Below are 21,454 nucleotides of genomic sequence, written 5' to 3' on the forward strand. Positions count from 1 at the left end.
AAAAGCTATCAAGCCATGGCAGCGGGAGTGAGGCTGCGAGCCTCGTGCAGCAGGGCCGACACCAGCGGCGTAAACGGCTCGCGGTGTGTCGCAACAAGCCCGACGATATGTGTGGCTTCCGGATCGACGATCGGGATCGTCCTGATTTCTTTTGTAAAGCCGAATGAACGCGCCACGTTGCGCGGCATGATGCTCGCCCAGCGCCCGGTCCCTACATGCGAAAGAAGCACCACCATGGAGTTCGATTCGAGCATCGGCTTCACCGTCACCCCCGCCTCCGCGAGGTGCTGGTTGATGATCCGGCGGTTCTGCATGTCCGGCGTCAATAGACAGAGCCTAAGATCCGCCATCTCCTTCCAGGTAACGCTTTCCCGGTCCGCATAGGGCGCCCCTTCGGCGGTCACCAGATTGTAGCGCTCCGCATAAAGCGGCACGCTCGTCACCCGCCCCAGCGGCTCGTTGTCGAGATAGGTAATGCCGGCGTCGATCTCGAAATTGTCGAGCTGGGAAAGTACCTGCAGCGAGTTGCGCGAGACGACCGAGAAGGTGACCTCCGGGTGCTTGGCCTGGAAGGGTTCGGTCAGCCTGGGGATCATCGCCAGTGCCGTCGGGATCGACGCCAGTCTTATATGGCCGACAAGACCCTTGCGGGCGGCACGCATCTCCTCGCGCATGGTGCGCGCGTCGCCGACGATCCGTTTTGCCCATTCCAGCACGCGCTGGCCTTCCGGCGTCAGACCCTGGTAACGCGAGCCGCGCACCACCAGCTGCACGCCGAGGCTCTCCTCGAGCTGGCGGATGGCGGCCGAAAGCGATGGCTGCGAGATGCCGCATTCCTCCGCCGCCCGGCCGAAATGGCCTTCTCGCGCCAGGGCAATGAAAAATTCCAGCTTGTCGATCATCGCGTTCCTCCGCCGACAAGGGCTAACAAGATGGCGCGGCACATACAAGCAGTCATCCGGTCACGACGATAGCCGCGACGGGGAGCCGACCACCGCCAAAAGTCATGACCTCCACCAGAGGTGGAGGTTTGAAACGCTGCGCTTGAACCACTAGAAGTGGTTTTGCTATAGGTTAGTAGCTACGGTTAAAGAGGTCGGCAAAGTCGGAAGCTTTGTCGACTTTTTCCTGGTTACGGATATACCGTCTGACGACCTGCTCATCATAGCCAGTGGTCGAGACGAAGTACCCTCGCGCCCAAAAGTGATAGCCTTTGTAGCGCCGCTTGCGGGCATACTTGTTGGCAACGTAAAGAGCCGTCTTGCCCTTCAAGAAGCCGACGATGTGCGAGACCGAATATTTCGGCGGGATCGATATCAGCATATGTACATGGTCGGGCATCAGGTGCCCTTCCTCGATCCGGCATTCCTTCTGCTGAGCAAGCCTGTGCAAAAGGTCACCCAACTCACGGCGCAAGTCCCCGTAAAGTCGTTTCGTTCGGTACTTACTCGCGAAGACCACATGGTATTTGCAGTCCCATGTCGCGTGTGATTGCGATCGTTCTTCCATAGAACCTCCGTTCTGTGTCTCGGCCAGCCTAGCGGTCCAAGCACGGAGGTCTCTCAATCACTATGTAGAACTCGTCCAGTCCTCCACCGAAGGTGGAGGTTTATCTTGCTTACAGAAAAAGGCGGCCTTTCGGACCGCCTCGATCTTTCGCAGAGAATTTTGGAAAATCAGGCCGGATTGACGACGCCGTTGAGATGGGTCAATTCCGCCAGGAACTGCTCGAGCTTGGTCTTGTGCTCGTCGTTCTGCGCATGGTTGATCTCGGACTGCGTCGTCTCGATCCGCTTCTGCAGCGTCGCGTGGGTCAGCTCGCTCGCCGGAACCGCAGATTCGGCAAGCAGCGTGCAGCCGGTCGGCAGGATGTCGGCAAAACCGCCGAACACGACGTATTTGTGAACCTGGCCCGAGGCAAGCTTCACCGAAACCACACCCGGCTTGATGGTCGTCATCGTCGGTGCGTGATTGGCAAGCACCGTCATTTCGCCAAGCGTCGCCGGGATCACCACTTCGGTGACCTTTTCCGAGACGAGCAGGCGCTCGGGCGAAACCAGTTCAAAGTTGAAAGCCTCGGCCATGAAGGTCCACTTCCTCAAAGCAATTCCAGCAAAAGTGCAGAGCGGTTTTGCGTCCGGGATTGCGAAAAACTAAATCACCAGGGCATCGAGGCAATTCCTTGCCGAGAAGCCCGCGTGTTTTATGCGGGAAAGGCGCGCTGGAGAAGTTCCCGCGCGCCATCTCGTTCAGGATCAGGCGGCTTCGGCCAGCTTCTTGGCCTTTTCGACGGCTTCTTCGATCGAGCCGACCATGTAGAAGGCAGCTTCCGGAAGATGGTCGTAGTCGCCGTTGACGAGGCCCTTGAAGCCCTTGATCGTGTCTTCGAGTGCAACCAGCTTACCCGGCGAACCGGTGAAGACTTCTGCGACGAAGAACGGCTGGGACAGGAAGCGCTCGATCTTGCGGGCGCGCTGGACAGTCATCTTGTCCTCTTCAGACAGTTCGTCCATGCCGAGGATGGCGATGATGTCCTGGAGAGACTTGTAGCGCTGCAGGGTCGTCTGCACCTTGCGGGCGATATCATAGTGCTCTTCGCCGACGACCAGCGGGTCGAGCATGCGCGAGGTGGAGTCGAGCGGGTCGACGGCCGGGTAGATGCCCTTTTCGGCGATCGAACGCGACAGAACCGTCGTTGCGTCCAAGTGGGCGAACGAGGTAGCCGGTGCCGGGTCGGTCAAGTCGTCGGCGGGAACGTAGATGGCCTGAACCGAGGTGATCGAGCCCTTGGTCGTGGTGGTGATGCGTTCCTGCATCTGGCCCATGTCGGTGGCGAGCGTCGGCTGATAGCCCACGGCCGAAGGAATACGGCCGAGCAGAGCCGACACTTCCGAACCTGCCTGGGTAAAGCGGAAGATGTTGTCGACGAAGAACAGAACGTCCTGGCCCTTGTCGCGGAAATCTTCAGCGATCGTCAGACCCGTCAGAGCGACGCGGGCGCGGGCGCCCGGCGGTTCGTTCATCTGGCCGTAGACGAGCGCGGCCTTGGAGCCTTCGCCGCCGCCATGCTTGTTGACGCCCGATTCGATCATTTCGTGGTAAAGGTCGTTGCCTTCGCGGGTACGCTCACCGACGCCTGCGAACACGGAGTAACCGCCGTGTGCCTTCGCGACGTTGTTGATGAGTTCCATGATCAGAACCGTCTTGCCGACGCCTGCACCGCCGAAGAGGCCGATCTTGCCGCCCTTTGCGTAAGGCGCGAGAAGGTCGACGACCTTGATGCCGGTGACCAGGATCTGGCCTTCGGTCGACTGCTCGACGTAGGAAGGCGCTTCCTGGTGGATGGCGCGCTTGCCGGAGGTGACGAGCGGACCTGCTTCGTCGACCGGCTCGCCGATGACGTTCATGATGCGGCCGAGCGTTTCCGGACCGACCGGAACGGTGATCGGAGCGCCGGTATCCGTGACCCGCTGACCACGAACCAGACCTTCGGTCGAGTCCATCGCGATGGTGCGGACGGCGCTTTCGCCGAGGTGCTGCGCGACTTCGAGAACGAGGCGGTTGCCGTTGTTGTCGGTTTCAAGCGCGTTCAAAATCGCCGGCAGTTCGCCGTCGAAAGCGACGTCGACGACAGCGCCGATAACCTGGGTCACCTTGCCGAGGGACGTGCCCGTTGCGGTAGCCATGATTCTTACCCTCTTTCTTTACCTCAGAGCGCTTCCGCGCCCGAAATGATTTCGATGAGTTCCTTGGTGATCTGCGCCTGACGCTGACGGTTGTAGGAGAGCGTCAGCTTGTTGATCATGTCACCGGCATTGCGCGTCGCGTTGTCCATCGCGGACATCTGCGCGCCATAGAAGGAAGCGTTGTTTTCGAGCAGCGCCCGGAAGATCTGCACAGCGACGTTCTTCGGCAGCAGGTCTTCGAGGATTTCCTCCTCGCTCGGCTCGTATTCGTAGAGCGCCGAGGAGGCATCCGCAGCCTGCGTCGCATCGAACTTGGCCGGGATGATCTGCGAGGCGGTCGCCACCTGCGAGATCACCGACTGAAAACGTGCGTAGAACAGCGTCGCGATGTCGAATTCGCCGGCATTGTAGAGCGCGAGCACCTTGTGTGCCACCTCGTCCGCCTGGGCGAAACCGAGCTGCTTGATTTCGCGGAACGTCACGTAGTCGACAATGTTTTCGCGGAACGTGCGGCGCAGGATGTCGTTGCCCTTGCGGCCGACGGTGAGGATCTTCACCGTCTTGCCCTGGGCAAGCAGCTTCAGCGCGTGATCGCGGGCGAGACGGATGATCGAGGAATTGAAGCCCCCGGCCAGACCGCGTTCGCCGGTCGCGACGATCAAGAGATGAACCTGATCCTTGCCCGTGCCCGAAAGCAGGAGCGGCGCTTCCGCATTGCCAGCATTGGCGGCCGAGAGGCCGGCCAGCACCTTGGTCATGCGTTCCGCGTAAGGACGGGCAGCCTCGGCCGCCTCCTGAGCACGGCGCAGCTTCGCCGCGGCGACCATTTTCATCGCCTTGGTGATCTTCTGCGTCGCCTTGACGGAGGCGATCCGGTTTTTCAGATCCTTAAGTGAAGGCATCCGTTATCGGTCCTCGAGATTGATCCGTTCTCAGGCGAAAGACTTGGCGTAGCTGTCGAGAGCGGCCTTGAGCTTCGCGCGGGTGTCGTCGGAAAGCTGCTTGTCGGTGCGGATCGCATCGAGGATAGCCTTGCCTTCGGAGCGGAGGTACGACAGGAAGCCCTGCTCGAACTTGCCGACCTGGGCAACCGCGATCTTGTCGAGGTAGCCGTTGACGCCGGCGAAGATCACCGCAACCTGCTCTTCCGTCTTCAGCGGCGCGAACTGCGGCTGCTTCAGAAGTTCCGTCAGGCGTGCACCGCGGTTCAAGAGGCGCTGCGTCGAGGCGTCGAGGTCGGAGCCGAACTGGGCGAAGGCAGCCATTTCGCGATACTGGGCGAGTTCGCCCTTGATCGAGCCGGCAACCTGCTTCATCGCCTTGACCTGCGCAGCCGAGCCGACGCGGGAAACCGACAGACCGACGTTAACGGCCGGGCGGATACCCTGATAGAACAGGTCGGTTTCAAGGAAGATCTGGCCGTCGGTGATCGAGATCACGTTGGTCGGAATGAAGGCCGAAACGTCGTTGCCCTGGGTTTCGATGACCGGCAGAGCCGTCAGCGAACCATTGCCGCGCTCGTCGGAGAGCTTTGCAGCGCGCTCCAGAAGACGGGAATGCAGGTAGAAAACGTCGCCCGGATAGGCTTCGCGGCCCGGCGGGCGGCGCAGCAGAAGCGACATCTGGCGGTAGGCGACGGCCTGCTTGGAAAGGTCGTCGTAACCGATCAGGGCATGCATGCCGTTATCGCGGAAGTATTCGCCCATGGCGCAACCGGCGAACGGTGCGAGATACTGCATCGGAGCCGGATCGGAAGCGGTCGCAGCAACGATGATCGAGTACGGCAGAGCGCCGCGCTCTTCGAGAACCTTCACGAACTGGGCAACCGTCGAGCGCTTCTGGCCGATAGCGACGTAGACGCAGAACAGCTTTTCCGACTCCGGGCCGTTGTCGTGAATGGCCTTCTGGTTGAGGATCGTGTCGAGAATGATCGCGGTCTTGCCGGTCTGGCGGTCGCCGATGACCAGCTCGCGCTGGCCGCGGCCGACCGGGATGAGCGCATCGATGGCCTTGAGGCCGGTCGACATCGGCTCATGAACCGACTTGCGCGGAATGATGCCCGGAGCCTTGACGTCGACGCGCGAACGGCGGGTCGCGTTGATCGGGCCCTTGCCGTCAATCGGATTGCCGAGCGCGTCGACGACGCGGCCGAGCAGTTCCGGACCAACCGGAACGTCGACGATGGCGCCGGTCCGCTTGACGGTGTCGCCTTCCTTGATCGCACGGTCGGAACCGAAGATGACGACGCCGACATTGTCGGCTTCGAGGTTCAGCGCCATACCACGGATGCCGCCCGGGAATTCGACCATCTCACCGGCCTGGACGTTGTCCAGACCGTAGACGCGGGCAATGCCGTCGCCGACGGACAGAACCTGTCCGACTTCGGAAACCTCAGCCTCCTGGCCGAAGTTCTTGATCTGGTCTTTCAGAATTGCGGAAATTTCCGCGGCGCGGATATCCATCAGCCAACCTCTTTCAGTGCAAGCTTAAGGGTGGAAAGTTTGGTGCGAAGGGAAGTATCGATCTGACGAGAACCGACCTTGACGATCAGGCCGCCGAGGATCGACGGGTCGATGGTCACGGCGATTGTCACGTCCTTGCCGGTTACGCCCTTCAGCGCCGACTTGAGTTCGTTTTCCTGCGCCTGGGAAAGCGCATGCGCCGAGGTGACCTCGGCAGTGATTTCACCGCGATGCTCTGCGGCGATCTGGCGGAAGGCGCGGATCATGCCGGGCATCGCGAAAAGACGACGATTGCCGGCGACCACCTTCAGGAAATTGGCGACGAGACCGGAAATGCCAGCTCGCTCGGCAACGGCGAGCACGGCCTTCTGCTGATCTTCGGCGGAAAATACCGGGCTTGCGACCAGGCGTCGCAGGTCTTCACTCTCATCCAGCAGCGCCTGAAAACGATCAAGATCGGCACCGACCTTGTCGATCGAACCAGCCTCGAGGGACAGTTCGAAAAGCGAGGAAGCATAACGCTCCGCTACACCGGAAATAAGCTGGGACGTGTCAGCCACGGGCACAGTTTCCCTGTATTGCCATCCAAGCGCCAGACCCTACGGGAGAGGTGAAGCAAGAGCTTGAAATCGTTTGATTTTTTCTCAGAACCTGCAGAGCTTGCGCCCTACCCTTTCCGACTTTCGCGGTCCGTCTAGCATAGGCTGTAAGGACTCGCAACACGCCTGATAACGGAAAAAGCCGGACACGCAAGGGCTGAGAGCGATTTTATACCGGAAGCGGAAGGATTTTCGGCAGGCAACAGCCTGCAATCTTCGAATTATGCGTCAGATATAGCCGAAGACATAGGCGAGCGGCCCGCCGGCAAGCGCAACCTGAAGTAGGGAAAACGCTATATTTCTGGGGGTGAAGCCTCGATCGAGGGCACAGGACAGCAACCGTCCCAGGGCGGCAAATCCGAGTGCAATGCCGAGCGTCATGTAGATCCAGTCCTGGGCGAGCATGATGGCCGCAAGACCGAAGCCCAGATGATGGGCGCCGGCGGAGCGGACCGCGGCATAACCTTCCGGCCGCACCTCGCCGATCTGGAATGCGGCCAGGCGCAGGACGACGGCGGGAAACAGGAAAACGAGAAGGCCGAGCGCAGCCGTTGCCGCCGCACAGACGAAAGCCACCTGCTCGCCGAGTTCAGTGGGAAAATAGAGTTCCATGTCGCCTCCGCCGCGTTGAGATTCGCAAGATATGCCACAACGTATCCTGAGCCGGAAGGGCCGGATGAGCCGGCCCCGCAGACAGGTCGCGCGGAGCAAGTGCCATTGAAATTTAATGATTTATCCCTATTATTGGGAAAATATGCCAAGCAGGGATAAATCACGGGACGAGGCGTCGATTCGATTTATCCCTTTGCCGTCTGCTCGGGAAGGAAAAGGGATAAGATGTTCGAAATCAGCGTCTTGAGCGGAGAACAATCCCGTCAGATCATCGATACCGAACAAGCCTTTTCGGCATGGAAAGCCGCATCGGCGGAATTGAAAAGCCGGTATTCAGGTTCCATGGCCTTCAAGACCGTCGCTGGCCGCGACTATCTCTACCGTAAGACCGGCACGATATGGAAATCACTAGGCCCGCGGAATGACGAGACCGAACTAACCCATCAGCGATTCCACCAGGGTCGGGAGAGATTGAGGGAGAGGACTGCCGCGCTCACCCGACGCCTGGACGAACTGGCTGCCGTCAACCGCGCGATGCGGCTCGGGCGTGTCCCGCTGATCGCAGCACGCATCCTGCGCGCCCTCGGCTCCTCGTCTCTTATGGGCAGCGCCGTCGATGTGGTCGGGACCCATTGCATTTTCGCCTATGAGCGGATGGCGGGTGCGAGGGTGGATAGCCAGCTCGTCGCGACGGGCGATATCGATCTGCTCTTCGACGCCCGCACCAGCCTGAGACTGCTCGGCAAGGGCCTCCCCGAAAACGGCTGGCTCGGCCTTCTGCAGCAGGTGGATCACTCCTTCCACCTTCTCGCGAAAGGCGATTTTCGGGCCGCCAACGACGAGGGTTTTCTGGTCGATCTCATCACACCCACCGGACCGGACCCCATACGGTCGAAGCGTACGCCCCCCGCCAAGGGCGCAGGCGACCTGACGGCTGTCGAGATCGAAGGGCTCGTCTGGCTGGTCAACAGTCCGAAAGTCGAAATCGTGGTGCTCGATGCGCGGGGCTATCCCGTCATCATGTCCGTGCCGGATCCCCGCAGCTTCGCGCTTCATAAACTCTGGGTATCGGAACGGGACGATCGCGATGCGATCAAGAAAAGGCGGGACAGGGACCAGGCCGATCTCGTGGCGCGGCTGCTCGCCGAACATATGCCGCATCTGCGCTTCGATGATCCGGCGCTGCAGGCGCTCCCTTCCGAACTTCGCCAGTTGGCGGCCAGATTTGCGGACAAACCGGAACCGGCTTCGCTGGAACCCGGCTGGTAGCCGACACGGCCGGAAAACAGGACCATCGCGTAGGCTAGAGAAAACTCTGCGGGTCGATATCGAGCTGGATCTGCACCGAGCCGCGCTGTTTCGGCCCATTCTCCATCATCGCCCGCAAAAACGCCTGCATGTCGGAATTGCGCCGGCCATGCACCAGGAGCCGGAAGCGGTGCCGGCCGCGCACCAGCGCCAGCGGCGCCTCCGCCGGACCGAGCACCGAAATTCCCGTAACTTTCGGCGCGGCGGCCCTGAGGCCCCGCGCATGGGTTTCCGCATCCGCCCGGGTATCGGCGGAGACGATCAGCGAGGCGAGCCGGCCGAATGGCGGCAGGATCGCCTTCTCGCGCTCGGCGATCTCCCGCTCGTAGAAAGCGCCGGCATCGCCGGAAACGATCGCCTGCATCACCGGATGCTGCGGCTGGAAGGTCTGCAGCAGGCCATGGCTCTTGAGGCCGGTTCGCCCGGCACGCCCCGTCACCTGGGAGAGAAGCTGGAAGGTGCGCTCGGCGGCGCGCGGATCGCCATTGGACAGACCGAGATCGGAATCGACGATGCCGACCAGCGTCATCAGCGGAAAGTTGTGGCCCTTGGCGACGAGCTGCGTGCCGATGACGATATCCGCCTCGCCCTTGGCGATCGCCTCCAGCTCCAGCCGCATGCGCTTGACGCCGCCGAGCAGGTCCGACGACATCACGATCGTCCGTGCCTCCGGAAAATGCTTTTCGACCTCCTCGGCAATCCGCTCGACGCCCGGCCCGCAGGCGACGAGGTGGTCGAACGTGCCGCATTCGGGACACGCTTCCGGGGTGCGTTCCGAATAACCGCATTGATGGCACTGGATCTGGCTCTTGAACCGGTGCTCCACCAGCCAGCTCGAACATTGCGGGCACTGGAACCGATGGCCGCAGACACGGCAGAGCGTCAGCGGCGCATACCCACGCCGGTTGAGGAACAGCAGCGACTGCTCGTTCCGTTCAAGGGTTTTCTTCATGGCCCGCAAAAGCACCGGCGACAGGAAGCCGCCGCGCTCCGGCGGGTGGCGACGCATGTCGACCAGATGCAGGTCCGGCATCGCCGCATCGCCGAAACGGGTCGGCAGGTGCACGGTGTTGTAGCGGCCGGCCAAGCCGTTGACCTGGCTCTCCACCGAGGGCGTCGCGGAAACGAGCACGATCGGAAAATCGCCGATCCGGGCCCGCACAACCGCCATGTCGCGGGCATTGTAGAAGACCCGATCCTCCTGCTTGTAGGCGGGGTCGTGCTCTTCGTCGACGATGATCAGGCCGAGATCCTCGAACGGCAGGAACAGCGCCGACCGCGCGCCGGCCACCACCTTCACCTCGCCGGTCACCACGCCGCGCCAGACCTTTTCGCGCATGCGGGGGGCAAGATCCGAATGCCATTCGCCGGGCTTGGCGCCGAACCGCTCCTGAAAGCGCTCAAGGAAGCTCGAGGTCAGCGCGATCTCCGGCAGCAGGATCAGCACCTGGCGACCCTGCCTCAAGGTTTCGGCGATCGCCTCGAAATAAACCTCCGTCTTGCCCGAGCCGGTGACGCCATCGATCAGCGAGGCGGAGAACCCGCCGGCGCGGATCGATTCCAGGATGTCCACGGACGCCTGTTTCTGCGGCCCCTCGATGCGCGGGCTGATATAGTCCGGATCGGGCCGCGCGACGACCGGCGGCGGCGGCAGGAAAACAGTCTCGAATATGCCCTGAGCCGTCAGCCCGTCGACGACGCTGATCGAGACGCCGGCGGCATGCGCCAGCCCGCTGCGCGTCCACGGAATTTCCTCCTCGCCGGCGAGATCGAGCACACGGGCACGCGCCGGCGTCAGCCGCTCCGGCTGGCCCCCGAGATACCGCAACCCTTCGACCATCGGCTCCGGATCGAGCGCGGCCGGTGCCCGGATCGCCATGCGCGCCACGAGGCCCGGGGGCGACAGTGTATAGCTCGCCACCCAGTCGACGAAGTCGCGCATTTCCTTGGAAAGCGGCGGGCAATCGAAAACGAGGGTCAGCGGCCTCAGCTTCTTGGGGTCGAGCTTGTCGTCGTTGTCCCCGTCCCAGACGACCCCGATCAACTGCCGCGGGCCGACCGGCACCTGAACCACCGAACCGGGCTCCACATGCACGCCTTCCGGCACGGCATAGCTATAGGCAACAGGCACCGGCAGCGGCACCAGAACCGGTACCACCCTCACCAATGACGGCGCTTCGAACAGCGAACCGAAGAGATCGGACGAATCTATGCCCATGGGCGGCGACCATGCCCAAACCCGGAACAAAAGGGAACCCTAAACAGGACTACTCGTCCTCGTCTTCGTCGATGGCGCCGGTCAGTCGCATGCCCTGGATCCAGGTGGCTCCTTCCTTTCGTATCACCCGCCGCGGCCGCGTGCCGCAACGCTCCTCGACCGCGGCAGCAAGCGGTTCCGAATGAGTAACGATCCAGATCTGGCTGTGGCGGGCGGCCTGGGCGATCATGTCCGCCAGCGGCGCCAGCATGTCCGGATGCAGACTTGCCTCCGGCTCGTTGAGCGCGATCAGCGGCGGCTGGCGATAGGACATCAATGCCGCCGCAAGCCCGAGGAAACGGATCTGCCCGTCGGAAAGTTCACGCGGCTGAAACACCCTTTTGGGAAAATCCGGAAAGACCAGGCCGAATTCCGCATATTCGCCGGGCTCAGGCACATGCAGTTTCGCCCCGCCAAGAGCCGCAGCAACGGCGCGGTCGAGCTCGACTGTGTCCCCGCGGGTGTGGACGAGGGTCGCGAACACCGCCGCCATGTTCCCGCCGTCCTGATCCAGCAGCGGCGAGGTAACGGCAAGGCAGGGCTGCCGCAGGGTGGAATCGCGATCCGTTCGAAAACCGTGGAAGAACCGCCAGCCATCGATCAATCGCCGAAAAGCGCCGGCTTCCGGATAATGGCCGGCATCGCCGAGCAGCGCGATTGCCGTTTCCGAGGTCATCGCCTTTTCAGGATACTCCTCCATGCGGCCGCTTGTCCCGCGCACCATGATCCCCGGCCCGGTGCGTTTTATCATTGTCACGGGCCGCGAACCGGTTTCAACGACAAGCTCCTCCTCCTTCACCTGCGGCTCGAAGGCAAAGCCCGCTGCATCGATAGGCGGGCGAAGCCCGGCCTCGACCCGGTAGCGGAACGTCACCGCCCGCTCTTCATCAAGAACCTCGACCTCGAGCTTGATGCGGAAATTCTTCTCCTGCCGGCGCTGACCGGACCAGAGCGCCGAGGCCATGCCGCCTTCGGCCGCGATCTCATAGGCCAGATTGCCGCGCACCGCCGCCTGCACCAGCTGCAGGGCGCGGTAAAGATTGGACTTTCCGACACCGTTTTCGCCGATGAACAGGTTGACACCGGCCAGATCCATGCGGATCGAGCGCAGCGAGCGATAATTGGCGGCAAACATCGAGCGAAGCAGCATGCGCTATTCCTAGCCGAAGAGCGGGGTGAAAAAATGCCGCTCAGGTGAGGCGCAAGGTATGCGTATAGGTTTCACCGGTCAGCGGCAGAAAGCCCATGGCCTGCCAGAAACTGGTGGCATCGTCGCTGCCGGCATGGACCGTCACGACCGGCGTGAAAGAACGGGCGTGTTCGAGCAGGTATTCGGCAAGGCGCCTACCGATGCCTCCGCCGCGGTATTGCCGCGATACATAAAAGCGACGCATCCGCAGCCAGTCGCCCCGCGACGGTTCGAGCGTCATCCCGCCAACGGCGATCAACAAACCTTGATCATGAGCGCCGAGCAGGCTTTCGCCGCGTCGCTCGAAGCGATTAATTCCGGAAGACCATTCCTCGGCGATGCGGAGGATGTGACTATAACCTTCCTGCCTGGCGGCCTCGGCGAGCGGCATGACGCCTCCGGCCAGCGGGTCTCCGAGCGGAGCAATCACCACACCCATGCCGAAGGGGGCTATATCCACGGGACGCACTCTTTCACGCCGCCGAAGCCGTCTGCGATTTCTCGGCAGGCTTGAACGTCGCGTCGCCATCCGCGGCCAGTTCGAACACGGTGTGCTGTTCCAGCGCCTTGGTGACCTCGGTCATATCGCCATCGAGCGCGCTCGGCGGGATCATCTGGCCGACGGTGAAATCGAAATGGTCGCCCTTCTTATTCAGGAGCTCGTAGAACACCGTCATGTCGCGCAGTTCCGTCGACCATTTGGCGAACCAGTAGAACAGGCCGGAATTGCGCGCCCGCATGTGGATCGGCAGGATCGGCAGATTGTACTTGCGGGCGAGACTGACGGCGGAGGTTTTCCACGGCCGTTCGTTGAGCTTGCCCTCCGCCCAGTAGGCGATACGCCCCGAGGGAAACAGCACCATGACCTTGCCGTCCTCGATGGTCTTGTTGGTCAGAACCAGCGTCTCGCGCGCCTTCAGCTTGGTCTTGTATTCCTCCCGCCATTCGACGGGGATGATCATCTCGGAAAAACGGGGATTGACGCGCACCGCATCTCGGTTGGCAAACACCATCATGTCCGGACGGCGCGACTTCAGGAGGTCGAAGACGGCAACCCCGTCGGCGATCCCGGTCGGATGGTTGCTGACGAGAATGAAGCCTCCCTTTTCGGGAATGCGCTCCGCATTGGCGACAGTCACATCCAGCTTCAGGAGGTCGCTCATGTATTCGAAGCACTGGAAGCCGCTGAGCGTCGAGATGTCGTTGGCGAAGTTGATCGCCCGTCCATAACGGAGCAGCGTGTAGAGAAATGGCCGCATTACCGGCCAGAGCGGATTCTGGACGATCCGCTGGCCGCGCTCGGCAATCAATGTGTCGACGATGTGACCGGGTTTGCCTTGTGAAACGAGGGCGATTGTTTCCGCGAACTGTCCAAAAGTGGTCGTAGAATCACGGCGCGCCATAGAAACTCCCGCAGGCAGGACCTGCTTGGTATGGCAGCCCCGTATGATCGAACGATGACATCGTTACCCACGACTAAGGCAGTCTTAGGGATTTTGTAACGCCGTCCAGAGCAATCTGGGGCGCAACCCATCCAAATTCAACGGGGCCGACAGTGAATGAGCTGCTGATTATCGCCGCACCCGATCTCGTGGAAAAACGTCGCGAATGGCTGGAGAGCCTGGCAAACGAACGCCGGCTGTCGGACAACACGCTCGATGCCTATGAACGCGATACGCGGCAGTTTTTGACGTTTCTGACCCGACATCTGGCCGGTCCGGCGAAAATTTCTGATATCCACACCCTGCGCCCGGCCGACCTGCGTGCTTTTCTGGCTGCCCGCCGCCGAGACGGTTCCGGAGCAAGGTCGCTCGGCCGGCATCTTGCGGGGCTCCGTTCATTTCTTCGTTATCTCGAGCGAAAGGGCCTGGTGAACGCTGCAGCCGCCGGCGCCATCCGGGCGCCGAAGCAGCCGAAATCCCTGCCGAAACCGCTGACCGACCGCCAGGCGCTCAACCTCGTCACGACAGGTGCCCAGCTGCAGGAGGAGCCGTGGATCGCCGCCCGGGATGCCGCCGTGCTGGCCCTTCTCTACGGCTGCGGCCTGCGCATCTCCGAGGCCCTGGGTCTCAGACCAACGGACCTGGCGCCGGGCGCGACAACCCTGCGGATCACCGGCAAGGGCGGCAAGACCCGTCTCGTACCGCTGCTGCAGGCCGTGTTCGATGCCGTCGCCACCTACAGGAAACTATGCCCCTACCATCTGGAAGCCGAAAAGCCGCTGTTTCGCGGCGCCCGCGGTGGTCCGCTGCAGCCGGCGATCATCCAGCGGGAAATGCAGAAGCTAAGAAGCGCCTTCGGGCTGCCGGAGACGGCAACCCCGCATGCGCTGCGACATTCCTTCGCCACCCATCTGCTCGCCGGCGGCGGCGACCTGCGCACTATCCAGGAACTGCTCGGCCATGCCAGCCTTTCGACGACCCAGGTCTATACCGGCGTCGACTCCTCCAGATTGCTGGAAGTCTACGACCGCGCCCACCCCCGTGCTTAGCCCCTAAATCTGCCTGAACGAAGTTTTAACCAGTTGCGTTAAGCGCTTGTGCAGCCGCCATCGCTAACATGCCGGCAACTTTCAGACGGATGACATGATGACTCCCGCCTTTGCCTCCCCCACCGGCGCTTTGATCAAGCGCGCCCAAGGTTTCGTGCTGTGGCTGATCGCGGCTGCCCACGTCGTGGCGCTTGCCTCTCTGCTTCTCGTGCTCGGCTCACTGTCCCCGGCACGGGCGGAAACGCCCGCCTGCGACGGCCGGAACCTCCTCGAAGAGATGAAGGCCGAGAAGTCGCCGCTCTACGACCAGATCGTCACTGAAGCCGCCAAGGTGCCGAACGGCAAGGGCATTTTCTGGAAGATCGAGAAGGACGGGCTGGCACCATCCTATCTGCTCGGCACCATGCATGTGTCCGATCCGCGGGTTCTGAAAATGCCGCTCGGCGCCGCCGAAGCCCATTCCAAGGCGAAGACCATCATCATCGAATCCGACGAGGTCATCGACGAGAAGAAGGCGATGGCCGAGATGCTGGCCAAACCGGAACTGATGATGCTGACGGACGGAAGCACGATCGATTCGCTGTTGCCGAAGGACGATGTCGCGCTGCTCGAAACCGGCCTGAAGGCCCGCGGAGTGCCGCTCTCGGCCGTCTCGCGCATGCGGCCATGGATGCTAATGGCGCTCGTTTCCGTGCCGGCCTGCGAGCTTGCCCGCAAGGCCCAGAACGTCGCCTTCCTCGACAAGAAGATCGCCGAACAGGCAACGGCCGAGGGCAAGCCCGTCAAGGGCCTGGAAACGCTCGAAGAGCAGGCAGCGGCACTGAATGCCATCCCGATCGATCTGCACCTCAAGTCGCTGATCGAAACCGTCAAGCTCGGCAAGCGCGTCGACGATGTCTTCGAGACGCTGACGGAAGTCTATCTTTCCGGCGAGATCGGCCTTGCCATGCCGATGCTGAAAGCCGTGGCACCTGATGGCACCGAGGACGAGGCCGGTTATGGCGACTTCGAAAACCTGGTGGTCAGCAAACGCAACCATGTGATGGCCGATCGGGCAGCCCCGATCCTCGATCAGGGCGGTGCCTTCATGGCCGTCGGCGCTCTTCACCTGCCGGGCGAGGAAGGTCTTGTCGAACTCTTCCGGAAGAAGGGCTTCAAGGTGACGGCGGTCAATTGACGCCGCCCATCCTTCATCGACCACTCGTCATCCGCTTCAGCACATCGGTCTTCCAGTAGAACTGATGCACCAGCACGCCGCCGATATGGGCGACGATCAACGCCCACATCAAAAGTTTCAGCGGTCCCGAATGGACGAAGCCGGCTGTCGTGTTGGCGAAGAACCAGGCGCCGATGCCGGCGAACGGCATGGCGACAAAGAGCGCGTAAAAAGCCCAGTGGCTGATCTTCGCCACCACCCGCAGGAACGGCGGCTCCTGCCTCGGCTCCGGCGGCACGCCCTGCACCAGCCGCAGACAGAGCCGGATCAGGCCGAGAACCAGCACGCTGATACCGACATAGGCGTGGATGTTGGCCGCACTCACCTGTTCCGGCGTCAGCGCCTGGCCGCGGAACATCAGCCGCGCGGCAGTTTCCATTGCATCGGTGAAAAGCAGGTTGAAGAGGATCAGCGCCGCCATCAGCCAATGCAGGATACGCTGCGGCACGGTGAAGGAGAGAGCCATTTCTCGGCCTTTTCAGAAGATTGGAACAATGGGACCCAGTCTATGGCCGTTTCCCGGAGGCTCAAGCGAAAGCGGCAAGCCTGTCCAAGATTTAATCCTGGAATTGACCAATCGTAATTCCGGGGCCGTGTGTTCGGCCGCTGCGGACAATTGCACCGAAGCCGCTGGTCGGTGTAAAAATTCCGACCGCTTGACCTTAGAGGAGATGCGACATGGATCGATTTACCGGCGGTTGCCTGTGCGGCAACGTGCGATTTGTGGCGTCGGGGCAGCCGTACCGGGTCGGCCTCTGTCATTGTCTCGACTGCCGCAAGCACCACGGAGCGCTTTTCCACGCTTCCGCGATATTTCCGCAGGATGCGGTAACGGTCGATGGCGAGACGCGCGATTACGCCGGCCGGTTTTTCTGTCCCCGCTGCGGTTCCTCGGTTTTCGCACGCACCGGGGACGAGATCGAAGTCAACCTCGGATCCCTGGATGCCCCCGACCAGCTGACGCCAACCTACGAAAGCTGGATCATCCGCCGCGAGTCCTGGTTGCCGCCATTTCCGCTCACGAGACGATACGAGCGCGATCGTGATGCCACGGGCCGCTTCGAGGGATAGAAAGCGCGGACAGCGAAAAGGGCAGGACAATGTCCCACCCTTTCTGATCGTACCGCGATGAAAGCGCTGGACGCGCTCACATATGGATCGGCTTGAAGAAGGTGGCGAGCGCGGCTTCCTTGACGGCTTCCGACATGGTCGGGTGGGCATGGCAAGTGCGGCCGAGGTCTTCCGACGAACCGCCGAATTCCATCAGAACGGCGATCTCGTGGATCATTTCGCCGGCGCCGAAACCGACGATATGGCCGCCGAGAACCCGGTCGGTATCCTTGTCGGCGAGGATCTTCACGAAGCCGTCTGTCGCCAGCATCGCGCGGGCGCGGCCGTTGGCGGTGAACGGGAACTTGCCGACCTTGTAGGCGATGCCCGCGGCCTTCAGCTCTTCCTCGGTCTTTCCGACGGACGCCACCTCCGGCTGGGTGTAGACTACGCCGGGGATGACGTCGTAGTTCACATGGCCATGCTGGCCGGCGATGATCTCGGCGATCGCAACGCCTTCGTCTTCCGCCTTGTGAGCGAGCATCGGGCCGCGAACGACGTCGCCGATCGCGTAGATGCCTTCGACATTGGTCTTGAAGTGCCCGTCGATCTCGACGCGGCCGCGGTTGTCGAGCTTGACGCCCGCTTCTTCGAGGCCGAGACCCGCCGTGTAGGGCTTGCGGCCGGTGGCGATCAGCACGACGTCGGCTTCGAGCGTCTGGACGTCGCCGCCCTTGACCGGCTCGTAGGTGACCTTGGCGCCATTGGCGGTCTTTTCGACGCCGGTGACCTTGGCATCCGTGCGGATGTCCATGCCCTGCTTCGCCATCATGCGCTGGAACTGCTTGGAAACGTCGCCGTCCATGCCGCCCAGCAGCTTGTCGAGATATTCGACGACGGTCACCTTGGCACCGAGGCGCGACCAGACCGAGCCAAGCTCCATGCCGATGACGCCGCCGCCGACCACGATCAGGTGCGCCGGCACCTTTTCGAGTGCGATGCCGCCGGTCGACGAGATGATCACCTTCTCGTCGATCTCGACATTGACGCCAGGAATGCCGGCAACGTCGGAGCCGGTGGCGATGACGATGTTCTTGGCTTCGAGTTCCTGGACCTTGCCGTCATCGCCAGTCACGGAGACCTTACCGGCGGAAACGATCTTGCCGGTGCCGATGAAGCCGTCGATCTTGTTCTTCTTGAACAGGAAGGAGACGCCGTCGACGTTCGACTTAACGGTCGCGTCCTTGTGGGCCATCATCTTTTCAAGATTGAGTTTTGGCGCGGAAACCTCGACGCCGAGCGCATCCATGCCATGGGCGGCGTGGGCGAACATTTCGGAAGCGTGCAGCAGCGCCTTGGAAGGGATGCAGCCGATGTTGAGGCATGTCCCGCCATAGGTGGCGCGCTTTTCCACGACCGCGACCTTGAGGCCGAGCTGGGCAGCCTTCACCGCGCAGACGTAACCGCCGGGGCCGCTTCCGATGACGACGAGATCATATGCCATAGTACTTTTTCCTTCTCTTCATCTCTTCGTTTCATCGCAACTCCGAACGCAAAACCGCTGCGCACTTTTGCTGGAATTGCTTTAGCGCCCGCCACTCACGTCGAGTATGGCGCCGGTTACGTAGGAAGCCGCTGGCGACAGAAAATAGAGGACGGCATCCGCCACCTCTTCCGCCCTGCCCGGCCGTTGCATGGGAACGCTGGGCGCCATGTCGCGCGCCCGGTCCGGCAGGCCGCCGGATGCATGGATATCCGTGTCGATAATGCCCGGGCGGATCGCATTGACGCGCACGCCTTCGGTCGCGACCTCGCGCGCCAGGCCGACGGTCAGCGTGTCGATCGCCGCCTTTGAGGCTGCGTAGTCGACATATTGCCCCGGAGAGCCGAGCTTGGCGGCCATCGATGAGATGTTGACGATAGCGCCACCCTTGCCGCCATGTCTCGTCGACATGCGGCGCACCGCTTCCCCGGCACACAGGATCGAACCGGTGACGTTGATCCGCATCATCCGCTCGATGCGTTCGGCGCTCATCTCGTCGATGCGCTGCGGCATGTCGACGATCCCGGCATTGTTGACCAGCCCGGCGAGCTGCCCGAAATGTCGGTCGACCGCCTGAAACATCGCGACGATCTCGGTCGCATTGCCGACATCCGCCTGGACCGCGATCGCCTCGCCGCCGGCGGCCTCGATTTCCGAAACCACCCTTTCGGCTGCCGCACGATTGGATGCGTAGTTCACCGCCACCCGCCAACCACAGCTGGCGGCCATCAGCGAGACCGCCGCGCCGATGCCGCGGCTTCCGCCGGTCACCAGGAGAACAGGGTCTTCGCTCATGCCTTGCATTCCTTGAACTCGTACAGGTCCCAGGGGACCTGTTTCAGACCGCTCTTGCCCCACAGCGTCGAATGGCGGACCGCCGGGCCGAAGCCCGGCATCAGGATCGCGTCCGGTGCCGGGGCATTCGCGGCGCCCAATATGTCGATATGGCCGGTCGCCACATCAAGGGCATAGGGCACGCCGGTCCAGACGGTGCAGGCCCGAAGTTCCGCGCCCGTCGCATCGCCCTGCGGGCAATTGTTCGTCACCATGCCGCCGGGACGCCTGGACTCGTCGTCATACATGACGTTGCCGTCGAGCTTCAGCTTGCCCCCGGTGATCGTGAAGAGATGGCTGACCACCGCGGCGTCCGAACCGACCGGCTTGAATGCAAGCACGGTTCCGGCAGTCGCCTCGACGAACACCGCCTTCTCGATCGCGCATCGCTCGGCAGCCGCTGCCACGCCCGGCACAAGGCACAGTATCGAAAGCCATGTTTTCAAGGATGCGATCATGGCGTCACCGGAAGAGCGCGATGGTCATGGCGAGAAGCCCGATCAGGCTCACCGTCCAGACGAGGGACCGGATATAGGGCACGCCGCCCATGTAGAGCGGGATATAGACGACCCGGGAGACCAGCCAGATCCAGCCGCCGATCAGTCCCCAGCCGGATGCGTCGTCTCCCGCAAAGGCAACGCCGAGCAGCAGGCCGACAAACGCCGAATAGGTCTCCTGAAAATTCTTCGAGGCGCGTTCGGCACGCCCCGCGAACCGGCCCCTCGGCGCCAGTCCCTGGTCCCGCGGGCCGGCGTTCCATTCACGACCAAGTTCGCGAGTGGAGAGCGTACCCTGCAGCAGAATGTGGAACACCAGAAGGACAACGCTCAAGGCCAGCAGCGTCATGTATGGCGTTGCGGTAACCCCGAGCGTTTCCATGGGTCCATTCCCGTCTTAGAGATCGAGAACCAGGCGTTCCGGATCCTCGAGGCTTTCCTTGACGCGCACGAGGAAGGTCACGGCTTCCTTGCCATCCACCATGCGGTGGTCGTAGGAGAGCGCGAGATACATCATCGGGCGGATGACGATCTGGCCGCCGACGACGACCGGGCGGTCCTGGATCTTGTGCATGCCGAGAATGCCGGACTGCGGAGCATTGAGGATCGGCGAGGACATCAGCGAACCGTAGACGCCGCCGTTGGAGATGGTGAACGTGCCGCCCTGCATGTCTGCCATGGAGAGCTGGCCGTCGCGGGCGAGCTTGCCGAGGCGGCCGATATCCTTCTCGATTTCGGCGATCGACATCTGGTCGGCATTGCGCACGACCGGAACCACGAGGCCCTTGTCGGTGCCGACGGCGACGCCGACATGGCAATACTGCTTGTAGATGATGTCGGTACCGTCGATCTCGGCGTTGACGGCCGGCAGTTCCTTCAGCGCGTGGGTCACGGCCTTGGTGAAGAAGCCCATGAAGCCCAGCTTGACGCCATGCTTCTTCTCGAACACGTCCTTGTAGCGGTTGCGCAGGTCCATGACAGCCTTCATGTCGACCTCGTTATAGGTGGTCAGCATGGCGGCGGTGTTCTGCGCGTCCTTGAGGCGGCGGGCGATCGTCTGGCGCAGGCGCGTCATCTTCACGCGCTCTTCGCGGGATGCGTCGTCGGCCGAGGAAACCGGACGCGGTGCCGCCGGAGCGGCAGGTGCCTGGGCCGGAGCGGAAATGCCCTTGGCGACGGCGGCGATCACGTCGCCCTTCAGGACCTGGCCACGCTTGCCCGAACCATCGATATCGGCCGTCGAGATGTTGTTGTCGGCAGCAATCTTTGCGGCAGCCGGAGCCGGCGGCATCGAGGTGGCAGCAGCAGATGCGCTTGCGGCAGCAGCGACCGGAGCCGGAGCAGCCGGTTCGGCAGCCTTGGCGGGAGCAGCTTCAGCGGGCTTTGCAGCCGGAGCAGCGGTCGCGGTGCCGGCAGCGGCGGCATCGATCTGGCCGAGCAGGGCGCCGAGGCCGACGGTCTCACCGTTTGCGGCGACGATTTCGGTGAGAACGCCAGCGGCCGGCGACGGAACCTCGACGGTCACCTTGTCCGTTTCGAGCTCGAGGAGCGGCTCGTCGGCCTTGACCGTGTCGCCGACCTTCTTGAACCAGGTGCCGACGGTTGCCTCGCTGACGGATTCTCCGAGGGTTGGGACGCGGATTTCGGTGGCCATGATCTGTTTCCGTGTTTGTCAGGTTGTGTCTGTGAAAAGTGGAGAAGCGGCTGGGA

At 62.3% G+C, this 21,454-nt stretch carries 22 protein-coding genes; 4 read left to right on the plus strand and 18 right to left on the minus strand.

The features are described 5' to 3' along the window. Window positions 1-8 precede the first annotated feature (8 nt). From ACSQ3G_RS17755 to ACSQ3G_RS17790, 8 genes are all read right to left on the minus strand, one after another. A complete protein-coding gene (locus ACSQ3G_RS17755; protein ID WP_105404600.1) occupies window positions 9-902 on the minus strand; it encodes a LysR family transcriptional regulator in 894 nt (297 codons plus the stop codon). A gap of 172 nt (window positions 903-1,074) precedes the next feature. Continuing rightward, complete coding sequence (gene tnpA / locus ACSQ3G_RS17760; RefSeq protein WP_436109907.1) at window positions 1,075-1,509, minus strand: IS200/IS605 family transposase; 435 nt, start codon at window positions 1,507-1,509, stop codon at window positions 1,075-1,077. A gap of 167 nt (window positions 1,510-1,676) precedes the next feature. Beyond that, window positions 1,677-2,084 carry a F0F1 ATP synthase subunit epsilon gene (locus ACSQ3G_RS17765; RefSeq protein WP_436110974.1) on the minus strand — a complete coding sequence of 136 codons (408 nt, stop codon included), beginning with the start codon at window positions 2,082-2,084 and terminating at the stop codon, window positions 1,677-1,679. 171 nt (window positions 2,085-2,255) lie between these two features. Beyond that, window positions 2,256-3,686 (minus strand): F0F1 ATP synthase subunit beta, encoded by a 1,431-nt coding sequence (gene atpD, locus ACSQ3G_RS17770; RefSeq protein ID WP_436110975.1) that lies wholly within the window; start codon window positions 3,684-3,686, stop codon window positions 2,256-2,258. Between the two features lie 23 nt (window positions 3,687-3,709). Then, on the minus strand, window positions 3,710-4,588 hold the full coding sequence (locus ACSQ3G_RS17775) for a F0F1 ATP synthase subunit gamma (protein ID WP_436110976.1): 879 nt from the start codon (window positions 4,586-4,588) through the stop codon (window positions 3,710-3,712). A gap of 30 nt (window positions 4,589-4,618) precedes the next feature. Beyond that, the gene (gene atpA, locus ACSQ3G_RS17780; RefSeq protein WP_105440268.1) at window positions 4,619-6,148 is read right to left on the minus strand and encodes a F0F1 ATP synthase subunit alpha; all 1,530 of its coding nucleotides are present in this window, start codon (window positions 6,146-6,148) and stop codon (window positions 4,619-4,621) included. Further along, window positions 6,148-6,714 (minus strand): F0F1 ATP synthase subunit delta, encoded by a 567-nt coding sequence (locus ACSQ3G_RS17785; RefSeq protein WP_080950990.1) that lies wholly within the window; start codon window positions 6,712-6,714, stop codon window positions 6,148-6,150. The genes atpA and ACSQ3G_RS17785 overlap by 1 nt, the downstream gene beginning before the upstream one ends. Before the next feature lie 261 nt (window positions 6,715-6,975). After that, window positions 6,976-7,359: an AGROH133_08824 family phage infection protein gene (locus ACSQ3G_RS17790; protein ID WP_436110977.1), complete on the minus strand. Its 384-nt coding sequence runs from the start codon at window positions 7,357-7,359 to the stop codon at window positions 6,976-6,978. 225 nt (window positions 7,360-7,584) lie between these two features. On the opposite strand from ACSQ3G_RS17790, the gene ACSQ3G_RS17795 reads away from it, so the two are divergent. Then, a complete protein-coding gene (locus ACSQ3G_RS17795; RefSeq protein WP_436110978.1) occupies window positions 7,585-8,628 on the plus strand; it encodes a GSU2403 family nucleotidyltransferase fold protein in 1,044 nt (347 codons plus the stop codon). Between the two features lie 34 nt (window positions 8,629-8,662). Here ACSQ3G_RS17795 and ACSQ3G_RS17800 read toward each other — a convergent pair whose 3' ends face one another. From ACSQ3G_RS17800 to ACSQ3G_RS17815, 4 genes are all read right to left on the minus strand, one after another. Beyond that, window positions 8,663-10,885, minus strand: coding sequence for a primosomal protein N' (locus ACSQ3G_RS17800; RefSeq protein ID WP_436110979.1), 2,223 nt, complete (start codon window positions 10,883-10,885; stop codon window positions 8,663-8,665). A 49-nt stretch (window positions 10,886-10,934) separates the two neighbouring features. Next, window positions 10,935-12,074, minus strand: coding sequence for an AAA family ATPase (locus ACSQ3G_RS17805; RefSeq protein WP_436110980.1), 1,140 nt, complete (start codon window positions 12,072-12,074; stop codon window positions 10,935-10,937). Window positions 12,075-12,114: 40 nt separating this feature from the next. Further along, complete coding sequence (locus tag ACSQ3G_RS17810) at window positions 12,115-12,504, minus strand: GNAT family N-acetyltransferase (protein WP_436110981.1); 390 nt, start codon at window positions 12,502-12,504, stop codon at window positions 12,115-12,117. Window positions 12,505-12,586: 82 nt separating this feature from the next. Then, window positions 12,587-13,516, minus strand: coding sequence for a GNAT family N-acetyltransferase (locus tag ACSQ3G_RS17815; protein WP_436110982.1), 930 nt, complete (start codon window positions 13,514-13,516; stop codon window positions 12,587-12,589). Between the two features lie 152 nt (window positions 13,517-13,668). Between ACSQ3G_RS17815 and ACSQ3G_RS17820 the strand changes: the two genes are divergently transcribed. Both ACSQ3G_RS17820 and ACSQ3G_RS17825 read left to right on the plus strand, forming a co-directional pair. Further along, window positions 13,669-14,604 (plus strand): tyrosine recombinase XerC, encoded by a 936-nt coding sequence (locus tag ACSQ3G_RS17820; RefSeq protein ID WP_046637170.1) that lies wholly within the window; start codon window positions 13,669-13,671, stop codon window positions 14,602-14,604. A gap of 97 nt (window positions 14,605-14,701) precedes the next feature. Beyond that, window positions 14,702-15,781, plus strand: a complete 1,080-nt coding sequence (locus tag ACSQ3G_RS17825; RefSeq protein WP_436111737.1) for a TraB/GumN family protein — start codon at window positions 14,702-14,704, stop codon at window positions 15,779-15,781. Window positions 15,782-15,794: 13 nt separating this feature from the next. Here ACSQ3G_RS17825 and ACSQ3G_RS17830 read toward each other — a convergent pair whose 3' ends face one another. Then, on the minus strand, window positions 15,795-16,286 hold the full coding sequence (locus ACSQ3G_RS17830) for a cytochrome b (RefSeq protein ID WP_436110983.1): 492 nt from the start codon (window positions 16,284-16,286) through the stop codon (window positions 15,795-15,797). A gap of 212 nt (window positions 16,287-16,498) precedes the next feature. On the opposite strand from ACSQ3G_RS17830, the gene ACSQ3G_RS17835 reads away from it, so the two are divergent. After that, a complete protein-coding gene (locus ACSQ3G_RS17835; RefSeq protein ID WP_436110984.1) occupies window positions 16,499-16,891 on the plus strand; it encodes a GFA family protein in 393 nt (130 codons plus the stop codon). Between the two features lie 76 nt (window positions 16,892-16,967). Here the strand turns inward: ACSQ3G_RS17835 and lpdA are convergent, their stop codons facing one another. The 5 genes from lpdA to odhB form a co-directional block, all read right to left on the minus strand. Next, the gene (gene lpdA / locus ACSQ3G_RS17840; RefSeq protein WP_436110985.1) at window positions 16,968-18,374 is read right to left on the minus strand and encodes a dihydrolipoyl dehydrogenase; all 1,407 of its coding nucleotides are present in this window, start codon (window positions 18,372-18,374) and stop codon (window positions 16,968-16,970) included. 81 nt (window positions 18,375-18,455) lie between these two features. Then, entirely contained in the window at window positions 18,456-19,208 is a 753-nt protein-coding gene (locus tag ACSQ3G_RS17845) for an SDR family oxidoreductase (protein WP_436110986.1), read from the minus strand. Next, entirely contained in the window at window positions 19,205-19,693 is a 489-nt protein-coding gene (locus ACSQ3G_RS17850) for a hypothetical protein (RefSeq protein WP_436110987.1), read from the minus strand. The genes ACSQ3G_RS17845 and ACSQ3G_RS17850 overlap by 4 nt, the downstream gene beginning before the upstream one ends. 16 nt (window positions 19,694-19,709) lie before the next feature. Continuing rightward, on the minus strand, window positions 19,710-20,126 hold the full coding sequence (locus ACSQ3G_RS17855) for an MAPEG family protein (RefSeq protein ID WP_436110988.1): 417 nt from the start codon (window positions 20,124-20,126) through the stop codon (window positions 19,710-19,712). A gap of 15 nt (window positions 20,127-20,141) precedes the next feature. Next, on the minus strand, window positions 20,142-21,398 hold the full coding sequence (gene odhB, locus ACSQ3G_RS17860; RefSeq protein ID WP_105404585.1) for a 2-oxoglutarate dehydrogenase complex dihydrolipoyllysine-residue succinyltransferase: 1,257 nt from the start codon (window positions 21,396-21,398) through the stop codon (window positions 20,142-20,144). Between the last annotated feature and the right edge of the window lie 56 nt (window positions 21,399-21,454).

The sequence above is a fragment of the Neorhizobium tomejilense genome, assembly GCF_964254135.1.
Classification (GTDB): Bacteria; Pseudomonadota; Alphaproteobacteria; order Rhizobiales; family Rhizobiaceae; genus Neorhizobium; species Neorhizobium tomejilense.

Coding starts and splice junctions, on each gene's coding strand:
- ACSQ3G_RS17790 (WP_436110977.1), bottom strand. CDS start 7,359: ATGGAACTCTATTTTCCCACTGAACTCGGCGAGCAGGTGGCTTTCGTC.
- atpA (WP_105440268.1), bottom strand. CDS start 6,148: ATGGATATCCGCGCCGCGGAAATTTCCGCAATTCTGAAAGACCAGATC.
- ACSQ3G_RS17835 (WP_436110984.1), top strand. CDS start 16,499: ATGGATCGATTTACCGGCGGTTGCCTGTGCGGCAACGTGCGATTTGTG.
- ACSQ3G_RS17855 (WP_436110988.1), bottom strand. CDS start 20,126: ATGGAAACGCTCGGGGTTACCGCAACGCCATACATGACGCTGCTGGCC.
- ACSQ3G_RS17810 (WP_436110981.1), bottom strand. CDS start 12,504: ATGCCGCTCGCCGAGGCCGCCAGGCAGGAAGGTTATAGTCACATCCTC.
- ACSQ3G_RS17825 (WP_436111737.1), top strand. CDS start 14,702: ATGACTCCCGCCTTTGCCTCCCCCACCGGCGCTTTGATCAAGCGCGCC.
- ACSQ3G_RS17830 (WP_436110983.1), bottom strand. CDS start 16,286: ATGGCTCTCTCCTTCACCGTGCCGCAGCGTATCCTGCATTGGCTGATG.
- tnpA (WP_436109907.1), bottom strand. CDS start 1,509: ATGGAAGAACGATCGCAATCACACGCGACATGGGACTGCAAATACCAT.
- ACSQ3G_RS17800 (WP_436110979.1), bottom strand. CDS start 10,885: ATGGGCATAGATTCGTCCGATCTCTTCGGTTCGCTGTTCGAAGCGCCG.
- odhB (WP_105404585.1), bottom strand. CDS start 21,398: ATGGCCACCGAAATCCGCGTCCCAACCCTCGGAGAATCCGTCAGCGAG.
- ACSQ3G_RS17775 (WP_436110976.1), bottom strand. CDS start 4,588: ATGCCTTCACTTAAGGATCTGAAAAACCGGATCGCCTCCGTCAAGGCG.
- ACSQ3G_RS17765 (WP_436110974.1), bottom strand. CDS start 2,084: ATGGCCGAGGCTTTCAACTTTGAACTGGTTTCGCCCGAGCGCCTGCTC.
- ACSQ3G_RS17805 (WP_436110980.1), bottom strand. CDS start 12,074: ATGCTGCTTCGCTCGATGTTTGCCGCCAATTATCGCTCGCTGCGCTCG.
- ACSQ3G_RS17795 (WP_436110978.1), top strand. CDS start 7,585: ATGTTCGAAATCAGCGTCTTGAGCGGAGAACAATCCCGTCAGATCATC.
- ACSQ3G_RS17845 (WP_436110986.1), bottom strand. CDS start 19,208: ATGAGCGAAGACCCTGTTCTCCTGGTGACCGGCGGAAGCCGCGGCATC.
- ACSQ3G_RS17815 (WP_436110982.1), bottom strand. CDS start 13,516: ATGGCGCGCCGTGATTCTACGACCACTTTTGGACAGTTCGCGGAAACA.
- ACSQ3G_RS17755 (WP_105404600.1), bottom strand. CDS start 902: ATGATCGACAAGCTGGAATTTTTCATTGCCCTGGCGCGAGAAGGCCAT.
- lpdA (WP_436110985.1), bottom strand. CDS start 18,374: ATGGCATATGATCTCGTCGTCATCGGAAGCGGCCCCGGCGGTTACGTC.
- atpD (WP_436110975.1), bottom strand. CDS start 3,686: ATGGCTACCGCAACGGGCACGTCCCTCGGCAAGGTGACCCAGGTTATC.